We start from the raw sequence: 22,828 nt of genomic DNA on the forward strand, positions 1-22,828 counted from the left end.
GAAATCGCCGAAGTCTCAGCAAGCTCAAGGGAATTTGTTCTGCAGATGGCGCAATAAGGGGTGATCCTAGTATGGGATCTCGCCTTATCCTTGCGGATTACACCGCTTGCGTGTCCGCATATGGAGGTGTTAGCTGGTGCAGCATTTTACCGGATCTTGCCCATGAAACTGCCACCTGGTGATCAATACGACACTCTCTACCGCAATTTTTCCTGGCAGATTCCTGCGGATTTCAATATCGGCCGTGCCGCCAGCGACGATTGGGCCGCACGCGATCCCGGTCGCGTCTGCCTCGAACATTTCAGTCCCGACGGCGACCACCTGTCTTTGACTTATGGCGAAATGGCCGCCCGCTCCTCATCCCTCGCCAACGCACTTTCAGCGCTCGGCATCATCAGGGGGAATCGTGTGGCGCTGCTCTTGCCGCAATGTTTCGAAACGGTCATTTCGCATGTGGCGATCTACAAGATGGGCGCGATTGCCCTGCCGCTGGCGCTGCTCTTTGGGGTCGAAGCGCTGGAATACCGGCTGAAGACTGCGGGTGCGACAGCTGTCATAACCAACGGCTTCGGTCTTGTACGCCTCAATCAAATCCGCGACCGGCTGCCTGACGTCAAACATGTCATCAATATCGAGGGAGCTTCGGCTGATACGCTCGGCTTTGCCGATCTGGTCTCCTCCCATCCATCCGTCTTCGATATCGCGCAATCAGGCCCGGATGAACCGGCGCTGATGATCTTCACGTCAGGCACGACGGGGCCGCCGAAGGGCGCGCTGCACGGTCATCGGGTACTCGCCGGCCACATTCCCGGCATGCAGTTCGTTCACGAAGGTTTTCCGCAGGCGGGAGACAAGGTCTGGACACCGTCAGACTGGGCCTGGGCCGGCGGCTTGCTCAATGCGCTGCTGCCGAGCCTGCTTCTCGGCGTCCCCGTCGTTTCTTCGCCGGCTCAGAAATTCGATGCGGACATGGCCTATCGCATCATGGCCGAGATGAAGGTGCGCAATGCCTTCATTCCGCCGACGGCCCTCCGGCTCCTGAAATCCGTCGAGGAGCCGCGTTCGAAATACGATCTCGTGCTGCGCACCATCGGTTCGGCGGGTGAATCCCTGGGGCGCGAAACCTACGAGTGGGTGCGCCGTACGCTCGGCATTACCGTCAATGAATTTTACGGGCAGACGGAGTGCAATTTCGTGCTGTCTTCGAGCGCTGCCTTCGGGGTGACGAAGGCCGGTGCAATCGGGCGGGCTTCGCCCGGCCACAGGGTAGCAATCGTCAGCGATGAAGGCGACGAGCTACCGGTCGGAGAACAGGGGCAGATCGCGATCGCCAGCCCTGATCCGGTAACGTTTCTCGGTTACTGGAAAGATCCCGACGCGACAAAGAGAAAATATGCCAAGGGTTGGCTGCTGACCGGCGATATCGGCCGGCAGGACGCCGAGGGCTATGTCACCTTTGCAGGCCGTGACGACGACGTCATCACCTCATCTGGCTACCGTATCGGGCCGGCTGAGATCGAGGACTGTCTCATCGGCCATCCGGCCGTGCAGCTTGCCGCTGCTGTCGGCAAGCCCGATGCGCTGCGTACGGAGATCGTCAAGGCCTATATCGTGCTTTCGCCGGGCTACAGCCCAAGTGCGGAACTGGCTGCGGCAATCCGGGACTGGGTGAAAACCCGGCTTTCGATGCACGAGTATCCGCGCGAGGTCGAATTCGTCGATGCTCTGCCGCTGACAACCACGGGCAAGGTCATTCGCCGGCTGTTGCGGGAAAAGGCTGCGGCAGAAGGTTAGCCTCGGCCTGCAAGTGACATGATTTTCTCGCGCAACATCTTCGCCATATTGCGGGTGCTGCGATACATGTGAAGTTGGGCCGCGACCTGGCGCATGTCGCGGTCGCCGTTCTGGGTGAGGCCGATCACCAGCGTGCCCATCTGTTCGCGCTCCTGCCAGAAGCGGCTCATGATCGGATGATCGGAGACAGCGCAGGAATCCGAGCGTACGACATTGGCGTCGTCGAGGTGCCATTCCGTCAGTTCGCTCATTAGCAGCTTGCCCGGCGAATAGCGGGAATAGTTTTCGTCATAGGCGGTCTTCCAGGTATAGGCCTCGCCGCCCATCATCAGCACGACAACCGAGGCAATCGCTTTGCCTTTGAGATCGATCGTGTGGATGCGCACCGCGTCGACCTCCGCCAGATTGGAGACGGCCTCACGGGCGAAGGCGGTGTGATAGCGGTCAGTCACTAGCGCGCTCCGACGCTTGCCCTTCCAGCCGCCGGCCTCGAGCGCGAGGAATTCCTCGAAGCGCAGATGGATCTCACGCGGCTGGCGGGCGACGGTATGAACGACCGTGCCGAGCTCTTCGAGCAGCCGCCACTGGCGGCGCATCTCGCGCAGATGGGAGGATGATATGGTGCGGCCGAGATAGGCCATGGCGTCGTCGTCGCTCTGCAGCATCGGCCGCTCATAAGGATTGGCGACGGTTAACGGCAGGTTGCGGCTGAGGGCCACAGCCTTTGCCATCCGCACGAACATGCCGTTCAGCCGCACGTCCGGCAGCACCAGTGTGCCTGGCAGGCCGAGGTCCGGCGTGACCAGGCCTTCGAAGAGATTGTCCAGCGTTTCGGCCGCGTCTTCGGCATCGACGAGCGGGGTGCCAAGCGGACCGAAGCTGTTTGCCCAGCCGCGGATGATCGACGGACCGACGGCAAAGCCAGGCTTATCGACAGAGAACGGCATCAGCAGACGCATTCGGCTGCGATGTTCGTTATGGTCGCGGATGATGGCGAAATTGACCTGTCGATCCTCCAGCCGCGGCATGGCCGGGGCCAGGAAACGGCCGCTGAAGAAGACATTTGGCTCCATCGCACGGTTGGAGAGGAAGTCCAGTTCCTCCTGCAGATCGTAGCCAAGTTTACCGGGGTAAAGGCAGAGTTCGCGGCCCGGCCGGCCGATTTCGATGCGTGCTTCAGCTTGCGGCGCTTCGAACTTGAGCGCGGCAAGATCGTGAACCATGCGGTTCGCGTTGCTGTCGGTGCTCTCGGTGACGGGTGGTACGCGTACCATCTATCGGGCTCTCATTTCTGGCGTTGCGGCGGAAGGGGGTGCGAAGGCGAAAAGCGAAAAGCCAAGCGCTCGGCGAACGAAGACATAGAGCAGCATCGCTTCCACGGCCATGGCGGAGGCCGTGGCGATCGCCGTGCCGACGATACCGTAGTGTGGGATCAGCAGGATATTGAGGCAGACATTGGCGGCGAGTGCTCCAGCATAAAGGGCAACGCAAAGTTTCTGCCTGCCCGCCATCATCAACAGTGTTTCGGCTGGGCCGACCAGCGCCTTGGCGAGGATGCCGGCCAGCAGGATCGCCATCAGCACATAGCCGGCCGTGAAAGCACCACCGAAAAGCGACAGCAGCAGATGCCCCGCGGCCAAGACAGCAATACCGACCGCGAGCGCAGGCCAAAACGTCCAGCGGGCGGCATCGACGGCTGCAATCGCAAGATCGGCACGATTGCCTTCGGCGATGATGGAGGAGAAGCGCGGACCAGCGGCGGCCTTTACCGAGAAGTTGATGAAATGCACCAGCGCCATGGTCTTGGCGGCTGCGAAATAGATCGCTACGTCATGCGGTTCTAAGAAAATGCCGACGACAATGACGTCGGAATTGGTGAGCAGGAAGCTCACGCCTTCGATCAGGAAGATCGGAAAGGCAACGCCCAGCCACTCCAAGAAGTCTACCTTGCGCGGCCCGACGTCATAATGCTGGCGCATCCGGTAGAGCGTGGCGATGTACTGACCCAGCGCGGTAACGAAGGTTGCCGCAAGCGCTGCCTGCATTGCGGTGACTGCTGTGTGCGGCGAACCGAAGACGACGGCGATCAGCATGAAGAGGATGATGAGGATCGGCCTGACGATATAGACGGGGCTCAGCGCCATGACCGGCCAGTGGTTGGCCCGCGATGTGCCTTCGAGAATATCGCCGAGCGCGATCATCGGCATGGCGATCAGACCCAGGAAGATCGGCGCGAGGTAGTAGCTTTCGATCCTGTCGCCGAAGAAATGCAGGCCGAGCATGCCTGCAATGAGAACGGTCGTACCCGAGAGCATCGCGAAGACGCGGGCAGTGCCTGTCAGGCCGCGGATTTCGGCAAAGGCGCCGGCGGCGCGGTACTGCGGCAAGAAGCGGACGATTGCGGTGTGGAAACCGATGCACGAAAGATCGCCGCAGAGAACGACCAGCACCCAGACGAAAACGAAGATGCCATATTCATATTCGCCCATCAGCCGGGCGAGCACGATCTGCGACAGGAAGGCGAGGGCGGCGCTCAGGATGCGGATCGAAAAGGCGATCAGCGCCATACGCTGGGCGGCGGCCTTGTCGCCCCGCTCAGTCAGCACCGCGGCAGCCATGCGGAGCGCCCGACCGGCGATTGGCCGCAGCCCCGCGGGCAGCATCTTTTCCGCTGTTTCTATGACCGCCATTCTGAACACGCAAAACTCAAGGGCAGGGCATTCGCACCGGCAAGTCTTGCCAGACCAGGGTTAAGAAACGGTATGCCCAATGAGGAAGTATGCCTGTGGCGCTGGTCCATAACTGGGCGGAAACTACCCAAAGAAAAATGGCGCCCGAAGGCGCCATTTTTAAACTTGTTCGAAAGCACCGTGGCAGTGCTTGTATTTCTTGCCCGAACCGCAGGGGCAGGCCTCGTTGCGGCCGACCTTGCCCCAGGTCGCGGGATCGTCGGGGTTGCGGTTTTCCGGCGGGACCGTGACCTCAAGCGCTTGATAGGTCGTGTTCGTAAATTCATCCTCTCCGGTCGTCGGGTCCAGATGATGCGCCTGCATGATCGGAGGTTCCGGCTGCGGCGGAGCCTGCTGTACGAGCTCGACGCGCATCAGCTGTGCAGTGACGGCCTGGCGCAGGTTGTTGAGCAGCGCCTGGAAAAGCTCGAAGGCTTCCGACTTGTATTCCTGCAGCGGATCGCGCTGGGCATAGCCGCGGAAACCGATGACGGAGCGCAGGTGGTCGAGGTTGACGATATGTTCGCGCCACAGATGATCAAGCGTCTGCATGACGACCTGGCGCTCGACGTAGTGCATGATATCGGGGCCGAAGCGCTCTACCTTCTCGTTAAAGGCGGCGTTGGCGGCTTCCGTCAGGCGCTCGCGGATATCGTCCTCGCCGATGCCCTCTTCCTTTACCCAGTCCTCGATCGGCAGATCGAGATTCAGGATATTGGCAACCTGTGTCTTGAGGCCCACGGCATCCCATTGTTCGGCATAGGCGCGCTCCGGGATATGGGTGGTGACCAGATCGTCGATGGCTTCGCGACGCATGTCGGAGACAGTCTCGGAAATGTTCGGCGCTTCCATCATCTCGACGCGCTGTTCGAAGATGACCTTGCGCTGGTCGTTCAGAACGTCGTCGTACTTTAGGAGATTCTTGCGGATATCGAAGTTGCGGGCTTCGACCTTCTTCTGGGCGCGCTCCAGAGCCTTGTTGATCCACGGATGGACGATTGCTTCGCCCTCCTTCAGGCCGAGCTTTTGCAGCATGGTGTCCATGCGGTCCGAGCCGAAGATGCGCATCAAGTCATCCTGAAGCGACAGATAGAACTTGGACCGGCCGGGGTCGCCCTGACGGCCGGAACGGCCGCGCAGCTGGTTGTCGATGCGGCGGCTTTCGTGACGCTCTGTGGCGATGACGTAAAGACCGCCGGCGGCGAGCGCCTTTTCCTTAAGCTGCTTGATCTCCTCGCGGATCGCTTCGATCTTTGCGTCGCGGTCCGGGCCTGCCTCAACTTCGCCGAGCTCACGTTCCACACGCATTTCGAGGTTGCCGCCGAGCTGGATGTCAGTACCGCGACCGGCCATATTGGTGGCGATCGTCACGGCACCCGGCACACCGGCCTGGGCAACGATATAGGCTTCCTGCTCGTGATAGCGGGCGTTCAGAACCTGGAAGTTCGAGAAGCCCTGCTTGCGCATGAGCTCGGCGAGGAATTCCGACTTTTCGATCGAGGTCGTGCCGACGAGCACTGGCTGGCCGCGCTTATGGGCGTCCAGGATCTCGGTGATGATCGCTTTGTATTTCTCTTCGACCGTCCGATAGACTTCGTCATCTTCGTCGATACGCTTGATCGGCAGGTTGGTCGGAACCTCGATGACGTCGAGATTATAGATGTTGCCGAATTCCTCCGCTTCCGTCTGCGCCGTACCGGTCATGCCGGCGAGCTTGTCGTACATGCGGAAATAGTTCTGGAAGGTGATCGAGGCCAGTGTCTGATTTTCCGGCTGGATCTGCACCTTTTCCTTGGCTTCCAGCGCCTGGTGCTGACCTTCCGAATAACGGCGGCCCGGCATCATGCGGCCGGTGAATTCGTCGATGATGACGATTTCGCCATTACGGACGATATAGTCCTTGTCGCGCTGGAAGAGTTTGTGGGCCTTCAGCGCATTGTTGATGTGGTGAACGATCGCGACGTTTTCGATGTCGTAGAGCGAGGCACCCTTCAGAAGGCCGGCCTGTTTCAGCAGGTTTTCCAGCTTCTCGGTGCCGACTTCGGAGAAGTTTGCCGAACGCTGCTTTTCGTCGATCTCGTAATCTTCCGGTGCCAGCAGCGGAATGAAAGTATCGATGGTATTGTAGAGGTCGGAGCGGTCATCGAGCGGGCCGGAGATGATCAGCGGCGTGCGGGCTTCGTCGACGAGGATGGAGTCTACTTCGTCGACGATTGCGAAATTGTGGCCGCGCTGGACCATCTGGTTCTTCTCGTACTTCATATTATCGCGCAGATAATCGAAGCCGAGCTCATTGTTGGTCGCGTAGGTGATGTCGCAATTGTAGGCGTCGCGGCGCTCCTCATCGGAAAGGCCGTGGACGATGACGCCGGTGGTCAGGCCGAGGAAGCCATAAAGACGGCCCATTGTCGCTGCGTCACGCTGTGCGAGGTAGTCGTTGACGGTAACCACATGCACGCCCTTGCCGGCAAGCGCGTTCAGATAGACCGGCAGGGTCGCGACCAGCGTCTTACCTTCGCCCGTCTTCATTTCGGCGATGGCGTTCGAATGCAGGATCATGCCGCCGACAAGCTGGACGTCAAAAGGTCGCATGCCGAGAACGCGGCGGGAGGCTTCGCGAACGACCGCGAAGGCCGGGATCAGGATATCGTCCAGCGTCTTGCCTTCTGCGAGGAGAGCACGGAACTCCACTGTCTTTGCGGCAAGCTGCTCATCCGTCAGCGCCTTGGTCTTCTCTTCAATAGAGTTGATTGCGGCGACGTTCGGCTGAAAGGATCGCACGCGGCGATCGTTGGCTGAGCCAAATAACTTGCGGGCAATACCGCCAAAGCTGACCATATGACTGGTCCTTTCTGAATATTCATCCCCGACGTTTCTTGTTCGCTACCCAGCCGAAAAACAGGCGCGCGTTGAAAACGCCCGGAAACTGTTCTGGACGCGAGGTTGCGTGACAGATAAGAGGGGGGGCAAATGATGTCAACGGATTTGGCTGATATAGAAAGGCCACATTCCGGTGTTGAAGGCTGTTTTCGGGCTGGATTCATGAAAGCTGAAGCCGGCGGGTATAATTGTGAAGGATTATTTGATGTTGAGCACCAACAAACTTGCTGCGCTGGCGTTTACGGCCCTCGTCGCCTTCCAGGCACCGGCCTTTGCCGATGATGCGGTCGTTGCCAAGGTCGGTACGCTGGAAATCCACCAGTCGGAACTCGATCTGGCTGTGGCTAATCTCGATCCGCAGCTCGCGCAGCTTCCCGACGACCAGAAGAAGGTTGCCGCACTTTCGGCCGCCATTGACGTAAAACTTCTGGCTTCCGACGCTGCAGCCGAGAAGCTCGACCAGACAGACGACTTCAAGAAGCGCATGCAGTACCTGACCGACCGCGAGCTTCACAACGCCTACTTCAAGAAGCATGTCGTCGACACCGTGACCGATGCCGACGTCAAGGCACGCTACGACAAGGAAGTCGCCGCTCTGCCGAAGCAGGAAGAGGTTCATGCCCGCCACATCCTCGTCAAGACCGAGGACGAGGCGAAGGACATTATCAAGCAGCTCGACGCCGGCAAGGACTTTGCTGAGCTCGCCAAGGAAAAGTCCACCGATCCGAACAAGGATGATGGTGGCGACCTCGGCTATTTCACCCGCGGCCGCATGGTCAAGGAATTTGAAGATGCAGCCTTCGCCCTCGACAAGGGGACCTATTCCAAGGCCCCAGTGAAGACCGACTTCGGCTACCATATCATTAAGGTCGAGGATAAGCGCGACGCGCCGCCGCCGCCGTTCGAACAGGTCCAGGACCAGGTTCGTCAGCTCGTCATGCGCGACAAGTATCTTGCGCTTCTGAACGATGCGAAGGCTTCCTCCAAGGTCGAGATCATGGACGAAACGCTCCGCAAGGGTTACGAAGACGCGAACAAGCAGCCTCAGCCGGGTGCCGAACCCGCGCCGGCTCCGACGCCGCAGCAGTAATCATCAGCATCTGGGCCCGGTTCTTCCGGGCCCTTCACTATCTCGTTTATTGTCGCATTTCCGGGCGGCGAACCGGATTTCATCCGTCTGGAAACGCTCATTGGCAGGTCACATTCCATGTCCGCTACGGTTTCTCCGCTTGCCCCGAAAACCTTTGCCTTTCTGCCACCCGTTCGCGGTGTGCGCATGGCGACCGCTTCCGCGGGCATTAAATACAAGAACCGCACGGACGTGCTGATGATGGTCTTTGACGCGCCTGCGGCCGTCGCGGGCGTCTTCACCAAGTCGAAGTGCCCTTCCGCTCCAGTCGATTTCTGCCGGGCCAACCTGCCGCGTGGCACGGCACGCGCCGTCGTCGTCAATTCCGGTAATGCCAATGCCTTCACCGGCATGAAAGGCCGCGCTGCGACCGAACTCACCGCGAAGTCCGCTGCCGCTGCCGTCGGCTGCAGTGAAAACGAGATCTTTCTGGCGTCGACCGGCGTTATCGGCGAACCGCTCGATGCCACCAAGTTTGCCGGCGTGCTCGACAAGATGTATGCCGATGCGACCGGCGATTTCTGGCTCGAGGCCGCCAAGGCCATCATGACCACCGATACCTATCCGAAGGTTGCGACTCGATCTGCCGAAATCGGCGGCGTGAAGGTGACGATCAACGGCATCGCCAAGGGCGCCGGGATGATCGCGCCCGACATGGCGACCATGCTTTCTTTTGTCGTCACGGATGCCGATATCGCCTCCTCCGCCCTGCAGTCGCTGCTGTCTGCCGGTGTTGAGCCGAGCTTCAACTCCATGACGGTCGACAGCGATACCTCGACGTCGGATACGCTGATGCTCTTTGCGACGGGTGCCGCCGCAGCCGATGGACAGGTACGCATTACGAGTGCGGACGATCAGCGGCTCGACGCATTCCGTTCGGCATTGAACGACCTTTTTAAGGACCTGGCGATCCAGGTCGCTCGTGACGGTGAGGGCGCCACAAAGATGCTCGAAATCACCGTGACCGGTGCCGAGAGCGATGCCGCGGCCAAGACGATCGCGCTTTCCATCGCCAATTCGCCGCTGGTCAAGACCGCCGCGGCCGGAGAGGATGCCAATTGGGGCCGTATCGTCATGGCCGTCGGCAAGGCCGGTGAAATGGCCGATCGCGACCGGCTCGCCATCTGGTTCGGTGACGTGCGCGTTGCCGTCAACGGCGAGCGTGACCCCGCCTATTCCGAGGAAGCGGCCTCCGCGGTGATGAAGAAGCAGGATATTCCTGTGAAGGTCGATCTGGGCCTCGGTTCCGGCAAGGCTACCGTCTGGACCTGCGACCTCACCAAGGAATATGTTGCGATCAATGGCGACTACCGGAGCTGATCGTTCGTTGACGCAGGCACCCCGTCCAAAGCAGAACCTGCCGTTGGTCCGGCGGCTGGAAGCCGTGGGTTTTCGCGCCTGGCCGGCTGCGTCCGTGCAATATGACGGAAGCTGGCAGATCCGCCTGACGGCGGGCCATCCCTCGAATCGCCTGAATTCCATCGTTCCGCTCGATCCTTCCGATCATCGCGATGTCGAGATCCGGCTGGAGAAGGCAAGCCGCAAGTTCGAGGCTTACGGACGTCCGGCTGTGGTGCGTGAGACGCCGCTTGCTTCGCCCCTTCTGGTCGATCTGATCAAAGAGCAGGGATGGAAGCGTTTCGATGAGACGGCCGTCATGGTCTGCGACCTGTCGCAGGCCGAGCTGCCCGATACGCTCGATCATCTTCCGACCCACGATGTCGGGCGGTTCGTCGATGCCAATCTTGCCGTCGATGAAGCGCCCGTATCGTTGAAGCCTGCGCTTGCCGAAATCATTTCGGCGATCAAGCCTCCGTCGGGGCTTTTCATGATCGAGGATGCGACCCGTGGGTCGCTGGCAACCGTACTGTGCGTGCAGGACAACGACCTCGCCGGCATCATGTCGCTCTCGGTCGCAGGCAGCCATCGCCGCAAGGGGCTCGGCATCGAAATCCTGACCTCGGCGCTACGCTGGGCGAGAATGCGCAGCGCCCGCACCGCCTGGCTGCAGGTGAAGCTTTCCAACGCAGCGGCGATTGCTCTCTATGAGCGTCTCGGTTTTCGCGATGTCTATCACTATTGCTATTGGCAGGAGCGTTGCGAATGAGCGAAGCCGGAAGGAAGCTTCTCCTGGTCGCAGCCTGCGCGCTGATCGATGCGGACGGGCGTATCCTTCTGGCACAGCGGCCCGAAGGCAAATCGCTTGCCGGCCTTTGGGAATTCCCCGGCGGGAAGGTGGAGTTCGGCGAGACGCCAGAAGAAACTCTGGTGCGTGAGCTGGATGAAGAGCTTGGCATTTCGACCAAGGTGCCGTGCCTTGCGCCATTGACCTTCGCCAGCCACAGCTACGATACATTCCACCTGCTGATGCCGCTTTACATCTGCCGTCGTTATGAAGGCATTCCACACGGTCGCGAGGGGCAGGCGATCAAATGGGTGCGCCCGCAGGCGCTGCGCGACTACCCGATGCCCCCGGCCGACGAGCCGCTCATCCCGGTACTCCAGGATTTACTTTAGTTTTTACTAATTGTTGGCGCGAAACGTCGGTTTCGCCTGTGGATATTAATCGATCATTTAGCACCTTCTGGCAATGATCAGCCTCACTCAAGCAACTGGCGTGCGTATTTAAGGGCTTGACGTCATGGACGACGATTTCTGGAAAGCTGTGCGGGAGAAGGAACAGGCTTCTTCGTCTGCCTCACGCAGGACGGGGGCGCTCAATATCGCCCTTCTGTTCGGCACGGCCGTAGTGGCGCTCACCCTCATCCTGACGCCGATGCTGGCAGATTCCTCGAAGAAAAGCGTGCTCGCCAGTGCGCCGGCTGATTTCGATACGATCACCACCGGCTCCATCCCGAAGTCCGAAAATGGCCCGAAGACCGAGAACGGCAAGCGTTATACGATCCGCCGCAGCGTCCTCCAGGATACCCCTGGTTCGGTCTGCGTCATCCAGGGTTATGGCGTCGGCGCCGGCTGCTGAGGACATCAAGCTTCCGGCCGGAGGCCGTCAACTTCATTGCCGTCTTGGGCGCGTTAGGGTCAGGTCGATGAATTTTCTGAAGAAGTTTCTGGCAAACCAAAGCGGTGCGACAGCAGTCGAATATGGATTGATCGCGGCGCTGATGGCGGCAGCGCTCATCGGAGGCTTGGGTACATTCACCAACGGCATGCAAGGCGTATTCGGCACCATCGAAAACAACCTGACGATCAGATGAACTGTGTGTCAGGTGTCATTGCCTGAGCTTCTTCTCTTCCACCTTCAGGGCGTCGGCAAGCCGAGCTTTTGCTGATCCCGGTTTTAACGGCTGCTGCTGGCTTTCGTGCGGTGCCCACCCTGACACGTAGATTATTGAAAACGTCGCACGAATACGGCCGTCCGGGTCGGAATAGCGCTCGGCATAGATTTCGGCTGCGCGCAAGAAGAAAGCCCGCGTCAGCGGTTTGCGGCTGCGGGCTTCCAGCGGATTGGTCATGCCCATTGCTCTCAGGTCACGCATCAGCGGAAATAGCGAATCGTAGCGTGCCGTGTAATTCTCTGCGTCGATGACGGGGAGCGCAAAACCTGCGCGCTGCAGCAGGCCGCCGACATCGCGGACGTCGGGGAAAGGGATGACCCGCGGGCTTGCGCCGCCGGTCATCTCGATTTCGGTCGCCAGCAGCACTTCGCGCAGTTCCTGCAGCGTACCGGCGCCTGGAATGGCAGCGAGGAAGAGGCCATCCGGCTTCAATGAACGGCGAATCTGTATGAAGACGCCGGGCGTATCGTTGGTTAAATGCAGGTTGAGCGGTGCAATCACCAGATTGGCCGACTGGGGTGCAAGCGGCACGTCTTCGAGCGGTGCTTCGAGAAAAGAGTCGCCTGACGTGATGTAGCGGATGTCGCTTTCCACGCGGGTTAGGCTGCCGACCTTGCCTGTCGCCATCGCCGCACGGGCGGCGGCACCTGTCGTGCCGTGCAATTCTACCGCATGTTCGAAACTGCGCTCCACGACTGCCAGGCGGTCTGCCAGTTCCTCGGCGGCGATATCGAGCAGGAAGCCTGCCTTCAGATCATTATTTGCGAGCGCGCGACGGCGGTTCGCGGCGATCTGCACCTTATCGAAGATGATATCCATAGTGATGTCCATAATCCCCTGTCCGGCAGGCGGCAAGACGATTTTCCTTTGGTTCCCGACGCGCTAGTCTGCCTCATATGGGGATGATCGAGACGGAAAGAGAGAAGAGACAGGCATGGGCGCAGCTTCTGCGGCCTTTTTTCATGCTTGCCGATCTCGTCTATCCGCCGTCCTGTGCGGCCTGCGGTGTTTCGACGGGCGGTCACCGTGGGCTCTGTGCCAAATGCTGGTCCGAGGTTCGGTTCATCGAGCGGCCTTATTGCGAGGTGCTCGGCTTTCCGTTCTCCCACGATCTTGGAGCCGGCATACTGAGCGCTGAGGCGATCGCCAACCCGCCGCCCTTCGACCGGCTGCGTTCGGCAGCCGTGCATGACAATGCCATTCGCACTCTGGTGCATGGCCTCAAATATCGGGATCGCACCGACCTTGCACCGATGATGGCCGGCTGGATGCTGCGCGCTTCAGACGGCATGGTCGAGTGTTGCGATGCCATCGTTCCGGTTCCCCTTCATCGCACCCGAATGGTTTCGCGCAAGTTCAACCAGGCAGCGGAACTCGCCCGGCATCTGGCCCGGCTCGCCGGAAAGCCGCTGCTGCCTGCAACCCTTCTGCGTGCGAAGCGAACCAGCCAACAGGTCGGCCTCGGAATTCGGGCGCGAGAGGAGAATGTTCGTGGCGCCTTTATCATCGCCGCCAATAGAGAAAATGACGTTTTCGGCAAGCGCATCGTGCTCGTCGACGATGTCTATACGACAGGCGCGACAGTCGGTGCTGCAACGCGAACGCTGCGTAAGGCAGGTGCTGCCGATATAACGGTTTTGACCTTTGCAAGGGCCCTTGCGGAAACTATATGACAATAAGAAAACAGCACCGTCTGGAGATCATTCATGGTACCCGTTACCATCTATACGCGGCAGTTCTGCGGCTTTTGTACACGCGCAAAGTCCCTGCTCGAAGAGAAGGGCGTCGACTATGTCGAGCATGACGCGACCTTCTCGCCTGAACTTCGCCAGGAAATGCTCGGCAAGTCGAACGGCCGCACCACCTTCCCGCAGATTTTCATCGGCAGCACCCATGTCGGCGGTTGCGACGACCTCTACGCGCTAGATCGAGCAGGCAAGCTCGATCCGCTGCTGGCAGCCTGAGGAAGAGCAATGAGCTTCACCGCCGCCGCCATCCAGATGTGCTCCGGTGTCGATCCGGAGCGGAATGCCGCTTCGATGGCGCGCCTTGTCAGGGAAGCTGCTACGAAGGGCGCGACTTACGTGCAGACGCCCGAAATGACCGGCATGCTGCAGCGCGATCGCGCTGCAGCAAAGGAAGCACTGCGCGACGAGAGCAATGACATTATCGTCAAGACCGGCTCCGAGCTCGCGGCCGAGCTCGGTATTTACGTGCATGTCGGCTCGACGGCGATCGCTCTCGATGATGGCAAGATCGCCAATCGCGGTTTCCTCTTCGGGCCTGTCGGCGAGATCCTGAACCGCTACGATAAGATCCACATGTTTGACGTCGATCTCGACAACGGCGAGAGCTGGCGCGAAAGCGCTGCCTATCGGCCAGGATCGGAGGCGCGTGTCCTGTCGCTGCCCTTCGCCGAGATGGGGTTTGCCATCTGTTACGACGTGCGTTTCCCGCAGCTTTTCCGTGCGCAGGCGGTTGCCGGCGCCGAGGTGATGACCGTTCCGGCCGCTTTCACGAAGCAGACGGGCGAAGCGCATTGGGAAATCCTGCTGCGAGCCCGCGCCATCGAAAACGGTGTCTTCGTCGTCGCTGCGGCTCAGGCTGGCCTGCACGAGGATGGCAGAGAGACATTTGGCCATTCGATGATCATCGATCCCTGGGGGAAAGTGCTGGCCTCCGCCGGCCCAACTGGTGAGGCGGTCATTCTGGCGGAGATCGATCCCGCGGCTGTGAAGGCCGCGCATGACAAGATTCCGAACCTCAAGAATGGTCGGGAATTTTCCATCGAGAGGATTGCGGGGGACGTTTCAGGAGGCGTAGCAGCTTGATCCGCTATTCCCTTATTTGCGAGAATGCCCATGAGTTCGAAGGTTGGTTTTCTGAAAGCGCGGATTTCGATCGCCAGGTCGCGAGCGGTTTTCTGACCTGTCCTGTCTGCAATTCCGGCTCCATTTCCAAGTCGCTCATGGCGCCCTCCGTTTCGACCGCACGCAAGAAGGACGAGATGAAGGTCGTCGCCATGGATACGGCCCGTCGTGAAGCCTTCCTGAAGCTCAAGGAAGCCGTTGCCGCGATCAAGGCGAATTCCGAAGATGTTGGAAGCCGCTTTCCCGAGGAAGCACGCAAGATCCATTACGGCGAGACGGATGCCCGCGGCATTATCGGCCAGGCGACACCCGATGAAGCGCAGTCGCTGGTGGACGAAGGCATTGAGATCGCCGCCCTGCCGATCCTGCCTGAAGACGTAAACTGATATGTGGGCTGCGCGTCTGGCCTTCTATATCTCGGCCTGCATGGGACGCTATCAGGCCGATCGTTTTGCCAGTAGCATATAGTTCACGTCCATGTCCTTCGACAGGTTCCACTGGTTTGCCAGTGGATTGAAGAAGACGCCCGTGCGGTCAATGATTTCGAGGCCGCTTGCAGCGAGCGGCTTTTCCAGCTCTTCCGGACGCACGAGCTTCTCATACTGATGCGTGCCGCGCGGCAGCCAGCGCAGGACGTTTTCTGCGGCAAAGATGGCCAGCGCGGCCGCCTTCATGGTGCGGTTGATGGTGGCGACGAACATCAGGCCGCCTGGCCGGACCATGCGCGCGCAGGTATTCATGAAGAGCTCGACATCGGCCACATGTTCCACCACTTCCATGTTGAGCACGATATCGAAGGTCTCGCCGGTCTCGGCGAGATGCTCGGCCGTGACGGCGCGATAGTCGACCACGACACCCGATGCCTTGGCGTGGGTGGCGGCGATGCCGATATTCTTTTCGGAGGGATCGGCGCCGATGACGTCAGCGCCCATCCGGGCGACCGGCTCGGACAAGAGGCCACCACCGCAGCCGATATCGAGCACGCGAAGGCCTTCCAATGGTTTGGCGCTCTTAGTATTGCGTGAGAAATTCTCCGCCGCCTTGTCGCGGATAAAGGCCAAGCGAACAGGATTGAATTTATGCAGCGGCTTGAACTTGCCCGTCGGGCTCCACCATTCGGCTGCCATGGCGGAAAAGCGATCGACCTCGCTCTGGTCGATGGTGGTTTTGGCCGCTTCGTTCATCTGCCGCTCCTTCATATCCTGTCAGTGAAGTCGGACTATCGGGGCAATAAGTCAAGGGCGGTCAGTTCGCACCGGCGACTTGGCAAAGACCGAAAAAATAAAGCAAGGCTGAAGCAGTAAAAAACCCCGCGTCTTGGCGGGGTTTCGGATGTGAGATGATGCCGATTTACCGGCACTGACGGCGCGGGCCGTACGCGGGCTGGTACGTATTGTCATATGCACGGTACGAGCGATAACGGCTGTAGCAGTAATCGACATGCGAGCTGCTGTTACGCTCACGCGGCTGCGAGGCTATAATACTACCGATGATAGCGCCAGCAGCCAGACCACCAATAATGGCGCCAGTGTTGTCGTGCCGGCGATAATGGCGGTCGCGGTAGTAGCGGTCTCCGTAGTAACGGCGATCCCAGCTGCGGTCGTATCGATAACGGTCCGAATAGCGGTAATTTTGCCAGCCTCGGCCTCCGTAGTCATAACGAGGACAGTTCGTGAAATTGTTGCAGCCCACTTGAAGAAGGTCGGTTTGATCGGCGGTCTGCGGCTGCGCTGCCGATTGGGCCGGATTTGCGGTATAGACCGGACCCGCCCATGCAGGCATTCCGGAGAATGCGGTTGCGATCGACAATGCAATTATCGCTAATCTTCTCATTCTGCTCACCAAATTGCTGATACATCTATCTGCAATTTAAACGCATTTGGGCCCATTAAGTTTCAAACGGCTGCGTGCTCTTGCTTTACCGACATGGGGAACAGGACGCTTTTTCAGCAGCCGCTGCAACCATTTTTGACGAAATTCTGTCGCTTCCATTTCACTCCGTTCCCGCCCTTGCCACCCTTTGTCAAACTCGCTAAGAGACGCCCAACTTTCGTCCTTGGTTGGCGGGGCTTCAGAAGCGTTCCAGAAACCAGCATTTCCGGGCTCTTCGGTCGATCGGCAATTGGGATTTCTGATGCCGCGGAGGATGAAACAGCCTCCCGGCGATTTGTGAATGGCGCGTGGCGTCCCGGAGAAGCAAATCTCGTTTCCGGCAATCTCGCGCGGGTCGTGGTAGAGGCTTATGGCACGCATCGTTATGAAATTCGGCGGAACTTCCGTCGCTGATCTGGACCGCATCAAAAACGTTGCCCGCCATGTGAAACGTGAAGTCGACGCCGGCCATGAAGTGGCGGTCGTCGTTTCCGCCATGTCCGGCAAGACCAACGAACTGGTCGGCTGGGTACAGGGCACACCAAAGGTAATCGGCGCAAATTCGCCCTTCTACGATGCACGCGAATATGATGCCGTCGTTGCCTCGGGCGAACAGGTTACATCGGGCCTTCTCGCAATCGCGCTGCAGAGCATGGGCATCAATGCCCGCTCCTGGCAGGGCTGGCAGATCCCGATCCGCACCGACAATGCGCATGGCGCGGCCCGCATCATGGAAATCGATGGGGCCGATATCATCAAGCGGATGGGCGAGGGGCAGGTTGCGGTCGTCGCCGGTTTCCAAGGCCTCGGGCCAGACAATCGCATCTCGACGCTCGGACGCGGCGGATCTGATACGTCGGCCGTTGCGATCGCCGCCGCCGTGAAAGCTGACCGCTGCGACATCTATACCGATGTCGATGGCGTCTATACGACCGATCCGCGCATCGAGCCCAAGGCACGGCGTCTGAAGAAGATCGCTTTCGAAGAAATGCTGGAAATGGCATCGCTCGGTGCCAAGGTTCTTCAGGTGCGCTCTGTCGAGCTTGCCATGGTGCATAAGGTGCGCACTTTCGTGCGTTCGTCTTTCGAGGATCCCGATGCTCCGGGCATGGGCGACCTCTTGAACCCGCCCGGAACGCTGATTTGTGACGAGGATGAAATCGTGGAACAGGAAGTAGTCACCGGCATCGCCTATGCCAAGGATGAGGCTCAGATCTCGCTTCGCCGTCTTGCCGACCGGCCGGGCGTTTCTGCCGCAATCTTCGGGCCGCTCGCCGAGAGCCACATCAATGTCGACATGATCGTCCAGAACATTTCCGAAGACGGCTCGAAGACAGACATGACCTTCACCGTGCCCTCGGGCGATGTCGAGAAGGCGATCAAGGTTCTCTCCGACAACAAGCAGAAGATCGGCTACGACGTCGCGCAGAGCGAATCGGGGCTGGTGAAGGTTTCCGTCATCGGTATCGGCATGCGCAGCCATGCGGGCGTTGCGGCGACCGCGTTCCGGGCACTTGCCGAAAAAGGCATCAACATAAAGGCGATCACGACATCGGAGATCAAGATTTCGATCCTGATCGATGGTCCCTATGCAGAACTCGCTGTCAGAACTTTGCATTCCTGCTACGGTCTGGATAAGAATTGATTCCCAGCGGGCGGCCCGCCCCTTCAGGTTGAAGATGCGGCCGGTTTTTCTGGCCGCATAGGCGTTTGTTTCGGGAGCTTGAGACGCAATGAGAGACCTTTCCGGCGGTCCGCGCGTATTGCTCAAGCGGCTGCGCGAGTTGATGGCGGAGCCGCTGGAGCCGCAGGAGCGACTCGACCGGATCGTGCGCCAGATCGCCAGCAACATGGTGGCCGAAGTCTGCTCCGTCTACGTGCTGCGCGCCGATGGGGTTCTCGAGCTTTATGCTACCGAAGGTCTCAATAAGGAAGCTGTCCACCTTTCGCAGCTGAAGATGGGGCAAGGCCTCGTCGGCACGATCGCCGCATCGGCCCAGTCGCTCAATCTTTCAGACGCGCAATCACATCCGGCCTTCCGCTACCTGCCGGAAACGGGCGAAGAAATCTATCATTCTTTCCTCGGGGTGCCGATTCTGCGCACGGGCCGCTCTCTTGGCGTTCTCGTCGTGCAGAACAAAGCGAGCCGCAATTACCGCGACGAGGAGCTGGAAGCGCTCGAGACTACGGCGATGGTTCTCGCCGAGATGATCGCGACAGGCGAACTCAAGAAAATTACCAAGCCAGGCCTCGAACTCGATCTCACTCGTTCGGTAACGGTCGACGGCGATACGTATAATGACGGAATTGGCCTCGGTTACGTTGTGCTGCACGAGCCGCGCATCGTCGTCACCAATCTGCTCAACGAGGACGCGGAAAAAGAAATCCGGCGGCTGGCGGAAGCCATGGGCTCGCTTCGAATTTCTATCGACGACATGCTGTCGCGCCGCGATGTTTCCATGGAAGGTGAGCATCGCGAGGTGCTCGAAACCTATCGCATGTTCGCCCACGACCAGGGCTGGGTGCGTAAGCTGGAAGAGGCGATCCGTAACGGTCTGACTGCGGAAGCGGCGGTTGAGAAGGTTCAGAGCGACACTAAGGCGCGCATGATGCGCCTGACAGATCCGTATCTGCGCGAGCGGATGCATGATTTCGAAGATTTGGCGAACCGGCTGCTGCGGGTGTTGACCGGCTACTCCGGACGAACGACGGCCGAGGGTTTTCCAAACGATGCGATCATCTTGGCGCGCGCCATGGGTGCGGCGGAGCTCCTTGACTATCCGCGCGCCAATGTGCGCGGGCTGGTGTTAGAAGAAGGTGCGGTCACGAGCCATGTGGTGATCGTCGCACGCGCCATGGGCATTCCTGTCATCGGCCAGGCGGCCGGTGTTGTGGCGCTTGCCGAAAACGGCGACGCCGTCATTATCGACGGTGACGAGGGGCATGTGCATATCCGGCCGATGCCGGAGCATCAGCGCTCCTACGAAGAAAAGGTCCGTTTCCGCGCCAGGCGACAAGAGCAATTCCGGGCGCTGCGCTCCGTCGAGCCGGTTACCAAGGATGGGCAGCGCATCCAGCTGCTGATGAATGCCGGCTTGCTGGTCGACCTGCCACAGCTGGCGGAATCGGGAGCGGAAGGTATCGGTCTTTTCCGTACCGAGCTGCAGTTCATGATCGCCTCGACCATGCCGAAGGCGGAAGAACAGGAAATGTTCTACCGCAATGTATTGAAGCAGGCGGGTGGCCGAGTCGTGACCTTCCGCACGCTCGATATCGGCGGTGACAAGGTTATTCCTTATTTCCGTGGCCACGAGGAAGAGAACCCGGCGCTCGGCTGGCGGGCGATTCGCCTGTCGCTCGACCGGCCGGGACTGTTGCGCACGCAGTTGCGCGCGATGCTGAAGGCAGCGGCAGGTGCCGAGCTAAAGCTGATGGTGCCGATGGTGACGGAGGTTTCGGAACTCAAACAGGTGCGTGAGCTTCTGCAGAAGGAAGTGCAGCATCTTTCGCGCTTCGGTCACGGCCTGCCGCGCAAGCTGCAATTCGGTGCGATGCTGGAAGTGCCCGCGCTGCTCTGGCAGCTCGATGAGTTAATGGATGCGGTCGATTTCGTTTCGGTTGGTTCCAACGATCTCTTCCAGTTCGCGATGGCAGTCGATCGAGGCAATGCGCGGGTTTCCGAACGATTCGATCCGCTGGAGCGGCCATTCCTGCGGATTCTGCGCGATATCGTGCGCGGCGCAGATCGCAACAAGACCCCCGTGACGCTATGTGGCGAGCTGGCCGGCAAGCCGCTTTCGGCCATGGCTTTGCTTGGTGTCGGCTTCCGTTCCATCTCCATGTCGCCGGCCTCGATCGGACCCGTCAAGGCGATGTTGCTCGGCCTCGATGCCGAAGCACTGACGAAAGCTGTCAATGAGGCGCTGGACGACCGAAATGCGACCGTGCCAATGCGCGAGGTGCTTGCCCGCTTCGCCGAGAGCCACAATATTCCCCTTTAGTGATATATAAGAAGAATAGGAGCAAGGGGTGGCGAAGCTTCCCATTGAAAAGATGCGCGAGCTTGAGCGCCGCTTCGGCGAGATCGAAGCGCGCATGTCCGCCGGTCCCTCGGCGGACATCTATGTAAAGCTCGCATCCGAATATTCCGAACTGCAGCCGGTCGTGACTAAGATCCGCGCCTATGAGAAGGCAATCGATGAGCTTGCCGATCTGGAAGTGCTGCTCGAAGATAGGTCCGTCGATCGCGACATGCGCGAGCTTGCCGAACTCGAGCTGCCTGACGTGAAAGAGCGGATCGAGGCGCTGGAAAACGAAATCCAGATCCTGCTCTTGCCAAAGGATGCAGCCGACGAGAAGAGCGCGATTCTGGAAATCCGCGCCGGTACCGGCGGCAACGAGGCGGCTCTTTTCGCCGGGGACCTTTTCCGCATGTATGAGCGTTACGCGGCAACGCACGGCTGGAAGGTGGAAGTGCTGTCGTCGAGCGAAGGCGAAGCCGGCGGCTACAAGGAAATCATTGCAACGATCACCGGCAAGGGCGTCTTTGCCAAGCTGAAGTTTGAATCCGGCGTGCACCGTGTGCAGCGCGTGCCGGAGACGGAAGCGGGCGGGCGCATTCACACTTCGGCGGCGACTGTCGCCGTTCTTCCGGAAGCCGAAGAGATCGATATCGAAATCCGGCCGGAAGATATCCGCATTGATACGATGCGCTCGTCGGGCGCAGGCGGCCAGCACGTCAATACGACGGACTCGGCAGTGCGTATCACCCACCTGCCGACGGGCATCGTGGTGACAAGCTCGGAAAAATCCCAGCATCAGAACCGCGCCAAGGCCATCCAGGTGCTGCGCTCGCGTCTTTATGATGCTGAGCGGCAGCGGGCTGACAGTGAACGTTCCGCCGACCGCAAGAGCCAAGTCGGCTCGGGGGACCGCTCCGAGCGCATCCGCACCTATAATTTCCCGCAGGGGCGGGTGACCGACCATCGCATCAACCTGACACTCTACAAGCTCGACCGGATGATGGTCGGTGAGATCGACGAAGTGGTGGATGCGCTGCTGGCGGACTATCAGGCGAGCCAGCTCGCACAGCTTGGCGAACAGCAATGACCGCGTCCGGGCCGACGGTTTCAGAGGTGCTTGCCGAGGCCCGGCGCCGTTTCGCCGAAGCGGGTATCGACGATCCGCAGACAGATGCGCGGCTGCTGATCGCGGGATTGTTGAAACTTTCTCCGACCGCGATGTTAACGGCAGGCCGCGAGGCGATTTCGGAAGAGCAGGCAGGGACCATTGGGCGGGCAATCGAGAGGCGATTGAAACACGAGCCGGTGCATCGCATTCTTGGCGAGCGGGAGTTCTACGGCTTGCCGCTTCGGCTTTCGGCAGGCACGCTGGAGCCGCGGCCGGACACCGAAATTCTCGTCGATTCGATCATTCCTTATCTGCGCGATCTTGCAAAGACCGAGGGCGATCTCCATATTCTAGACATCGGAACCGGGACCGGAGCGATTTGCCTTGCGCTCCTGAGTGAATGCCCGGAAGCATCAGGCGTCGGCAGCGACATCTCGGCCGATGCACTTGAAACGGCAAGATCAAACGCAGAAAGAAACGGATTGCAGGAGCGGTTCACAACCATTCGCTCGAACTGGTTCGAGAACATCCACGGGACGTTTCATGCGATTGTCTCAAATCCGCCCTATATTGCCTCCAATGTCATTCACGATCTCGCTCCCGAAGTGACGAAATTTGATCCGGCTGCAGCTCTGGACGGCGGTACGGATGGACTTGACGCTTACAAAGCCATAGCAAAGGATGCAGCAAGGTTCGTACGGCCGAATGGGGTCGTCGGACTGGAAATCGGCTACGATCAGCGAAATGATGTGACGGCTATCTTTGAAGCGGAAGGCTTCAAGTGCCTCCAATCTGTGAAAGACTATGGTCAGAACGATAGAGTGCTTGTGTTCTCGCCGGCATGACCGGCGGCAAATTGCAGCATCGAACTGGACATTATTGCTATTGCGAAGAAAAGGCTTGGATTTCCCGAGGAAGCAATATAGGTTGCCCTTACGCGTTGGGCGCATAGGGATGAACGAGATTCGTTCGGTACTTGCTCAGCTTCGGGGGTCTGCTCTTTTAAACGAGAGTTTCAAAGGTTGAACACGACCCAATGCGTGAATCAGTCAAACTGACTTGAAGACAAGCGGCAGGTCGGCGCGAAGGCGCACTATGCTTGCGGCACGAAGGCCCTGATCCGGATGG

The 22,828-nt window shown here is 59.6% G+C and carries 21 protein-coding genes; 15 read left to right on the forward strand and 6 right to left on the reverse strand.

Annotated features, from left to right (window positions below):
* The first annotated feature begins 162 nt into the window (after positions 1-162).
* On the forward strand, positions 163-1,794 hold the full coding sequence (locus tag FHX15_RS20655; RefSeq protein WP_184400215.1) for an AMP-binding protein: 1,632 nt from the start codon (positions 163-165) through the stop codon (positions 1,792-1,794).
* On the opposite strand, the gene FHX15_RS20660 is transcribed toward FHX15_RS20655, so the two are convergent.
* The 3 genes from FHX15_RS20660 to secA all read right to left on the reverse strand — a co-directional run bounded on the left by FHX15_RS20660 (position 1,791) and on the right by secA (position 7,361).
* On the reverse strand, positions 1,791-3,068 hold the full coding sequence (locus tag FHX15_RS20660) for a GNAT family N-acetyltransferase (RefSeq protein WP_184400216.1): 1,278 nt from the start codon (positions 3,066-3,068) through the stop codon (positions 1,791-1,793). The two genes, FHX15_RS20655 and FHX15_RS20660, sit on opposite strands and share 4 nt — an antisense overlap.
* Positions 3,069-4,484, reverse strand: a complete 1,416-nt coding sequence (locus FHX15_RS20665; protein ID WP_184400217.1) for an oligosaccharide flippase family protein — start codon at positions 4,482-4,484, stop codon at positions 3,069-3,071.
* A 159-nt stretch (positions 4,485-4,643) separates the two neighbouring features.
* Complete coding sequence (secA, locus tag FHX15_RS20670) at positions 4,644-7,361, reverse strand: preprotein translocase subunit SecA (RefSeq protein WP_184400218.1); 2,718 nt, start codon at positions 7,359-7,361, stop codon at positions 4,644-4,646.
* A 247-nt stretch (positions 7,362-7,608) separates the two neighbouring features.
* On the opposite strand from secA, the gene FHX15_RS20675 reads away from it, so the two are divergent.
* The 6 genes from FHX15_RS20675 to FHX15_RS20700 all read left to right on the forward strand — a co-directional run bounded on the left by FHX15_RS20675 (position 7,609) and on the right by FHX15_RS20700 (position 11,747).
* Positions 7,609-8,493 (forward strand): peptidylprolyl isomerase, encoded by an 885-nt coding sequence (locus tag FHX15_RS20675; RefSeq protein ID WP_184400219.1) that lies wholly within the window; start codon positions 7,609-7,611, stop codon positions 8,491-8,493.
* A gap of 117 nt (positions 8,494-8,610) precedes the next feature.
* Positions 8,611-9,852, forward strand: a complete 1,242-nt coding sequence (gene argJ / locus FHX15_RS20680) for a bifunctional glutamate N-acetyltransferase/amino-acid acetyltransferase ArgJ (RefSeq protein ID WP_184400220.1) — start codon at positions 8,611-8,613, stop codon at positions 9,850-9,852.
* Positions 9,833-10,639 carry a GNAT family N-acetyltransferase gene (locus tag FHX15_RS20685; protein WP_184400221.1) on the forward strand — a complete coding sequence of 269 codons (807 nt, stop codon included), beginning with the start codon at positions 9,833-9,835 and terminating at the stop codon, positions 10,637-10,639. The genes argJ and FHX15_RS20685 overlap by 20 nt, the downstream gene beginning before the upstream one ends.
* Positions 10,636-11,049, forward strand: coding sequence for an 8-oxo-dGTP diphosphatase MutT (gene mutT / locus FHX15_RS20690; protein ID WP_184400222.1), 414 nt, complete (start codon positions 10,636-10,638; stop codon positions 11,047-11,049). Before FHX15_RS20685 ends, mutT begins: the two co-directional genes overlap by 4 nt.
* A gap of 124 nt (positions 11,050-11,173) precedes the next feature.
* Positions 11,174-11,512, forward strand: a complete 339-nt coding sequence (locus tag FHX15_RS20695) for a hypothetical protein (RefSeq protein ID WP_184400223.1) — start codon at positions 11,174-11,176, stop codon at positions 11,510-11,512.
* 67 nt (positions 11,513-11,579) lie between these two features.
* On the forward strand, positions 11,580-11,747 hold the full coding sequence (locus FHX15_RS20700) for a Flp family type IVb pilin (RefSeq protein ID WP_184400224.1): 168 nt from the start codon (positions 11,580-11,582) through the stop codon (positions 11,745-11,747).
* Positions 11,748-11,762: 15 nt separating this feature from the next.
* Here the strand turns inward: FHX15_RS20700 and FHX15_RS20705 are convergent, their stop codons facing one another.
* Positions 11,763-12,647: a methyltransferase domain-containing protein gene (locus tag FHX15_RS20705; protein ID WP_184400252.1), complete on the reverse strand. Its 885-nt coding sequence runs from the start codon at positions 12,645-12,647 to the stop codon at positions 11,763-11,765.
* A gap of 77 nt (positions 12,648-12,724) precedes the next feature.
* On the opposite strand from FHX15_RS20705, the gene FHX15_RS20710 reads away from it, so the two are divergent.
* Genes FHX15_RS20710 through FHX15_RS20725 form a run of 4 tightly spaced genes read left to right on the forward strand, consistent with a single transcriptional unit; the run spans position 12,725 to position 15,084 of the window.
* Positions 12,725-13,501, forward strand: coding sequence for a ComF family protein (locus tag FHX15_RS20710; RefSeq protein WP_184400225.1), 777 nt, complete (start codon positions 12,725-12,727; stop codon positions 13,499-13,501).
* Positions 13,502-13,534: 33 nt separating this feature from the next.
* The gene (gene grxC / locus FHX15_RS20715) at positions 13,535-13,792 is read left to right on the forward strand and encodes a glutaredoxin 3 (protein ID WP_184400226.1); all 258 of its coding nucleotides are present in this window, start codon (positions 13,535-13,537) and stop codon (positions 13,790-13,792) included.
* 9 nt (positions 13,793-13,801) lie between these two features.
* The gene (locus FHX15_RS20720) at positions 13,802-14,659 is read left to right on the forward strand and encodes a carbon-nitrogen hydrolase family protein (RefSeq protein WP_184400227.1); all 858 of its coding nucleotides are present in this window, start codon (positions 13,802-13,804) and stop codon (positions 14,657-14,659) included.
* Positions 14,656-15,084: a DUF1178 family protein gene (locus FHX15_RS20725; RefSeq protein WP_184400228.1), complete on the forward strand. Its 429-nt coding sequence runs from the start codon at positions 14,656-14,658 to the stop codon at positions 15,082-15,084. Before FHX15_RS20720 ends, FHX15_RS20725 begins: the two co-directional genes overlap by 4 nt.
* Before the next feature lie 51 nt (positions 15,085-15,135).
* Here FHX15_RS20725 and ubiG read toward each other — a convergent pair whose 3' ends face one another.
* Positions 15,136-15,882, reverse strand: coding sequence for a bifunctional 2-polyprenyl-6-hydroxyphenol methylase/3-demethylubiquinol 3-O-methyltransferase UbiG (gene ubiG, locus FHX15_RS20730; protein WP_184400229.1), 747 nt, complete (start codon positions 15,880-15,882; stop codon positions 15,136-15,138).
* 166 nt (positions 15,883-16,048) lie between these two features.
* Positions 16,049-16,531, reverse strand: coding sequence for a BA14K family protein (locus FHX15_RS20735; protein ID WP_184400230.1), 483 nt, complete (start codon positions 16,529-16,531; stop codon positions 16,049-16,051).
* A gap of 409 nt (positions 16,532-16,940) precedes the next feature.
* On the opposite strand from FHX15_RS20735, the gene FHX15_RS20740 reads away from it, so the two are divergent.
* The 4 genes from FHX15_RS20740 (at position 16,941) to prmC (ending at position 22,545) form a co-directional block, all read left to right on the forward strand.
* On the forward strand, positions 16,941-18,215 hold the full coding sequence (locus FHX15_RS20740) for an aspartate kinase (RefSeq protein ID WP_184400231.1): 1,275 nt from the start codon (positions 16,941-16,943) through the stop codon (positions 18,213-18,215).
* 88 nt (positions 18,216-18,303) lie between these two features.
* Positions 18,304-20,571, forward strand: a complete 2,268-nt coding sequence (gene ptsP / locus FHX15_RS20745) for a phosphoenolpyruvate--protein phosphotransferase (protein WP_184400232.1) — start codon at positions 18,304-18,306, stop codon at positions 20,569-20,571.
* 28 nt (positions 20,572-20,599) lie between these two features.
* The gene (gene prfA / locus FHX15_RS20750) at positions 20,600-21,679 is read left to right on the forward strand and encodes a peptide chain release factor 1 (RefSeq protein ID WP_184400233.1); all 1,080 of its coding nucleotides are present in this window, start codon (positions 20,600-20,602) and stop codon (positions 21,677-21,679) included.
* Complete coding sequence (gene prmC / locus FHX15_RS20755) at positions 21,676-22,545, forward strand: peptide chain release factor N(5)-glutamine methyltransferase (RefSeq protein WP_184400234.1); 870 nt, start codon at positions 21,676-21,678, stop codon at positions 22,543-22,545. Before prfA ends, prmC begins: the two co-directional genes overlap by 4 nt.
* Positions 22,546-22,828: the final 283 nt, after the last annotated feature.

Source organism: Rhizobium sp. BK650 (assembly GCF_014195325.1).
In the GTDB taxonomy this organism is placed as follows: domain Bacteria; phylum Pseudomonadota; class Alphaproteobacteria; order Rhizobiales; family Rhizobiaceae; genus Rhizobium.

Coding starts and splice junctions, on each gene's coding strand:
- FHX15_RS20655 (WP_184400215.1), top strand. CDS start 163: ATGAAACTGCCACCTGGTGATCAATACGACACTCTCTACCGCAATTTT.
- FHX15_RS20660 (WP_184400216.1), bottom strand. CDS start 3,068: ATGGTACGCGTACCACCCGTCACCGAGAGCACCGACAGCAACGCGAAC.
- FHX15_RS20665 (WP_184400217.1), bottom strand. CDS start 4,484: ATGGCGGTCATAGAAACAGCGGAAAAGATGCTGCCCGCGGGGCTGCGG.
- secA (WP_184400218.1), bottom strand. CDS start 7,361: ATGGTCAGCTTTGGCGGTATTGCCCGCAAGTTATTTGGCTCAGCCAAC.
- FHX15_RS20675 (WP_184400219.1), top strand. CDS start 7,609: ATGTTGAGCACCAACAAACTTGCTGCGCTGGCGTTTACGGCCCTCGTC.
- argJ (WP_184400220.1), top strand. CDS start 8,611: ATGTCCGCTACGGTTTCTCCGCTTGCCCCGAAAACCTTTGCCTTTCTG.
- FHX15_RS20685 (WP_184400221.1), top strand. CDS start 9,833: ATGGCGACTACCGGAGCTGATCGTTCGTTGACGCAGGCACCCCGTCCA.
- mutT (WP_184400222.1), top strand. CDS start 10,636: ATGAGCGAAGCCGGAAGGAAGCTTCTCCTGGTCGCAGCCTGCGCGCTG.
- FHX15_RS20695 (WP_184400223.1), top strand. CDS start 11,174: ATGGACGACGATTTCTGGAAAGCTGTGCGGGAGAAGGAACAGGCTTCT.
- FHX15_RS20700 (WP_184400224.1), top strand. CDS start 11,580: ATGAATTTTCTGAAGAAGTTTCTGGCAAACCAAAGCGGTGCGACAGCA.
- FHX15_RS20705 (WP_184400252.1), bottom strand. CDS start 12,647: ATGGATATCATCTTCGATAAGGTGCAGATCGCCGCGAACCGCCGTCGC.
- FHX15_RS20710 (WP_184400225.1), top strand. CDS start 12,725: ATGGGGATGATCGAGACGGAAAGAGAGAAGAGACAGGCATGGGCGCAG.
- grxC (WP_184400226.1), top strand. CDS start 13,535: ATGGTACCCGTTACCATCTATACGCGGCAGTTCTGCGGCTTTTGTACA.
- FHX15_RS20720 (WP_184400227.1), top strand. CDS start 13,802: ATGAGCTTCACCGCCGCCGCCATCCAGATGTGCTCCGGTGTCGATCCG.
- ubiG (WP_184400229.1), bottom strand. CDS start 15,882: ATGAACGAAGCGGCCAAAACCACCATCGACCAGAGCGAGGTCGATCGC.
- FHX15_RS20735 (WP_184400230.1), bottom strand. CDS start 16,531: ATGAGAAGATTAGCGATAATTGCATTGTCGATCGCAACCGCATTCTCC.
- FHX15_RS20740 (WP_184400231.1), top strand. CDS start 16,941: ATGGCACGCATCGTTATGAAATTCGGCGGAACTTCCGTCGCTGATCTG.
- ptsP (WP_184400232.1), top strand. CDS start 18,304: ATGAGAGACCTTTCCGGCGGTCCGCGCGTATTGCTCAAGCGGCTGCGC.
- prmC (WP_184400234.1), top strand. CDS start 21,676: ATGACCGCGTCCGGGCCGACGGTTTCAGAGGTGCTTGCCGAGGCCCGG.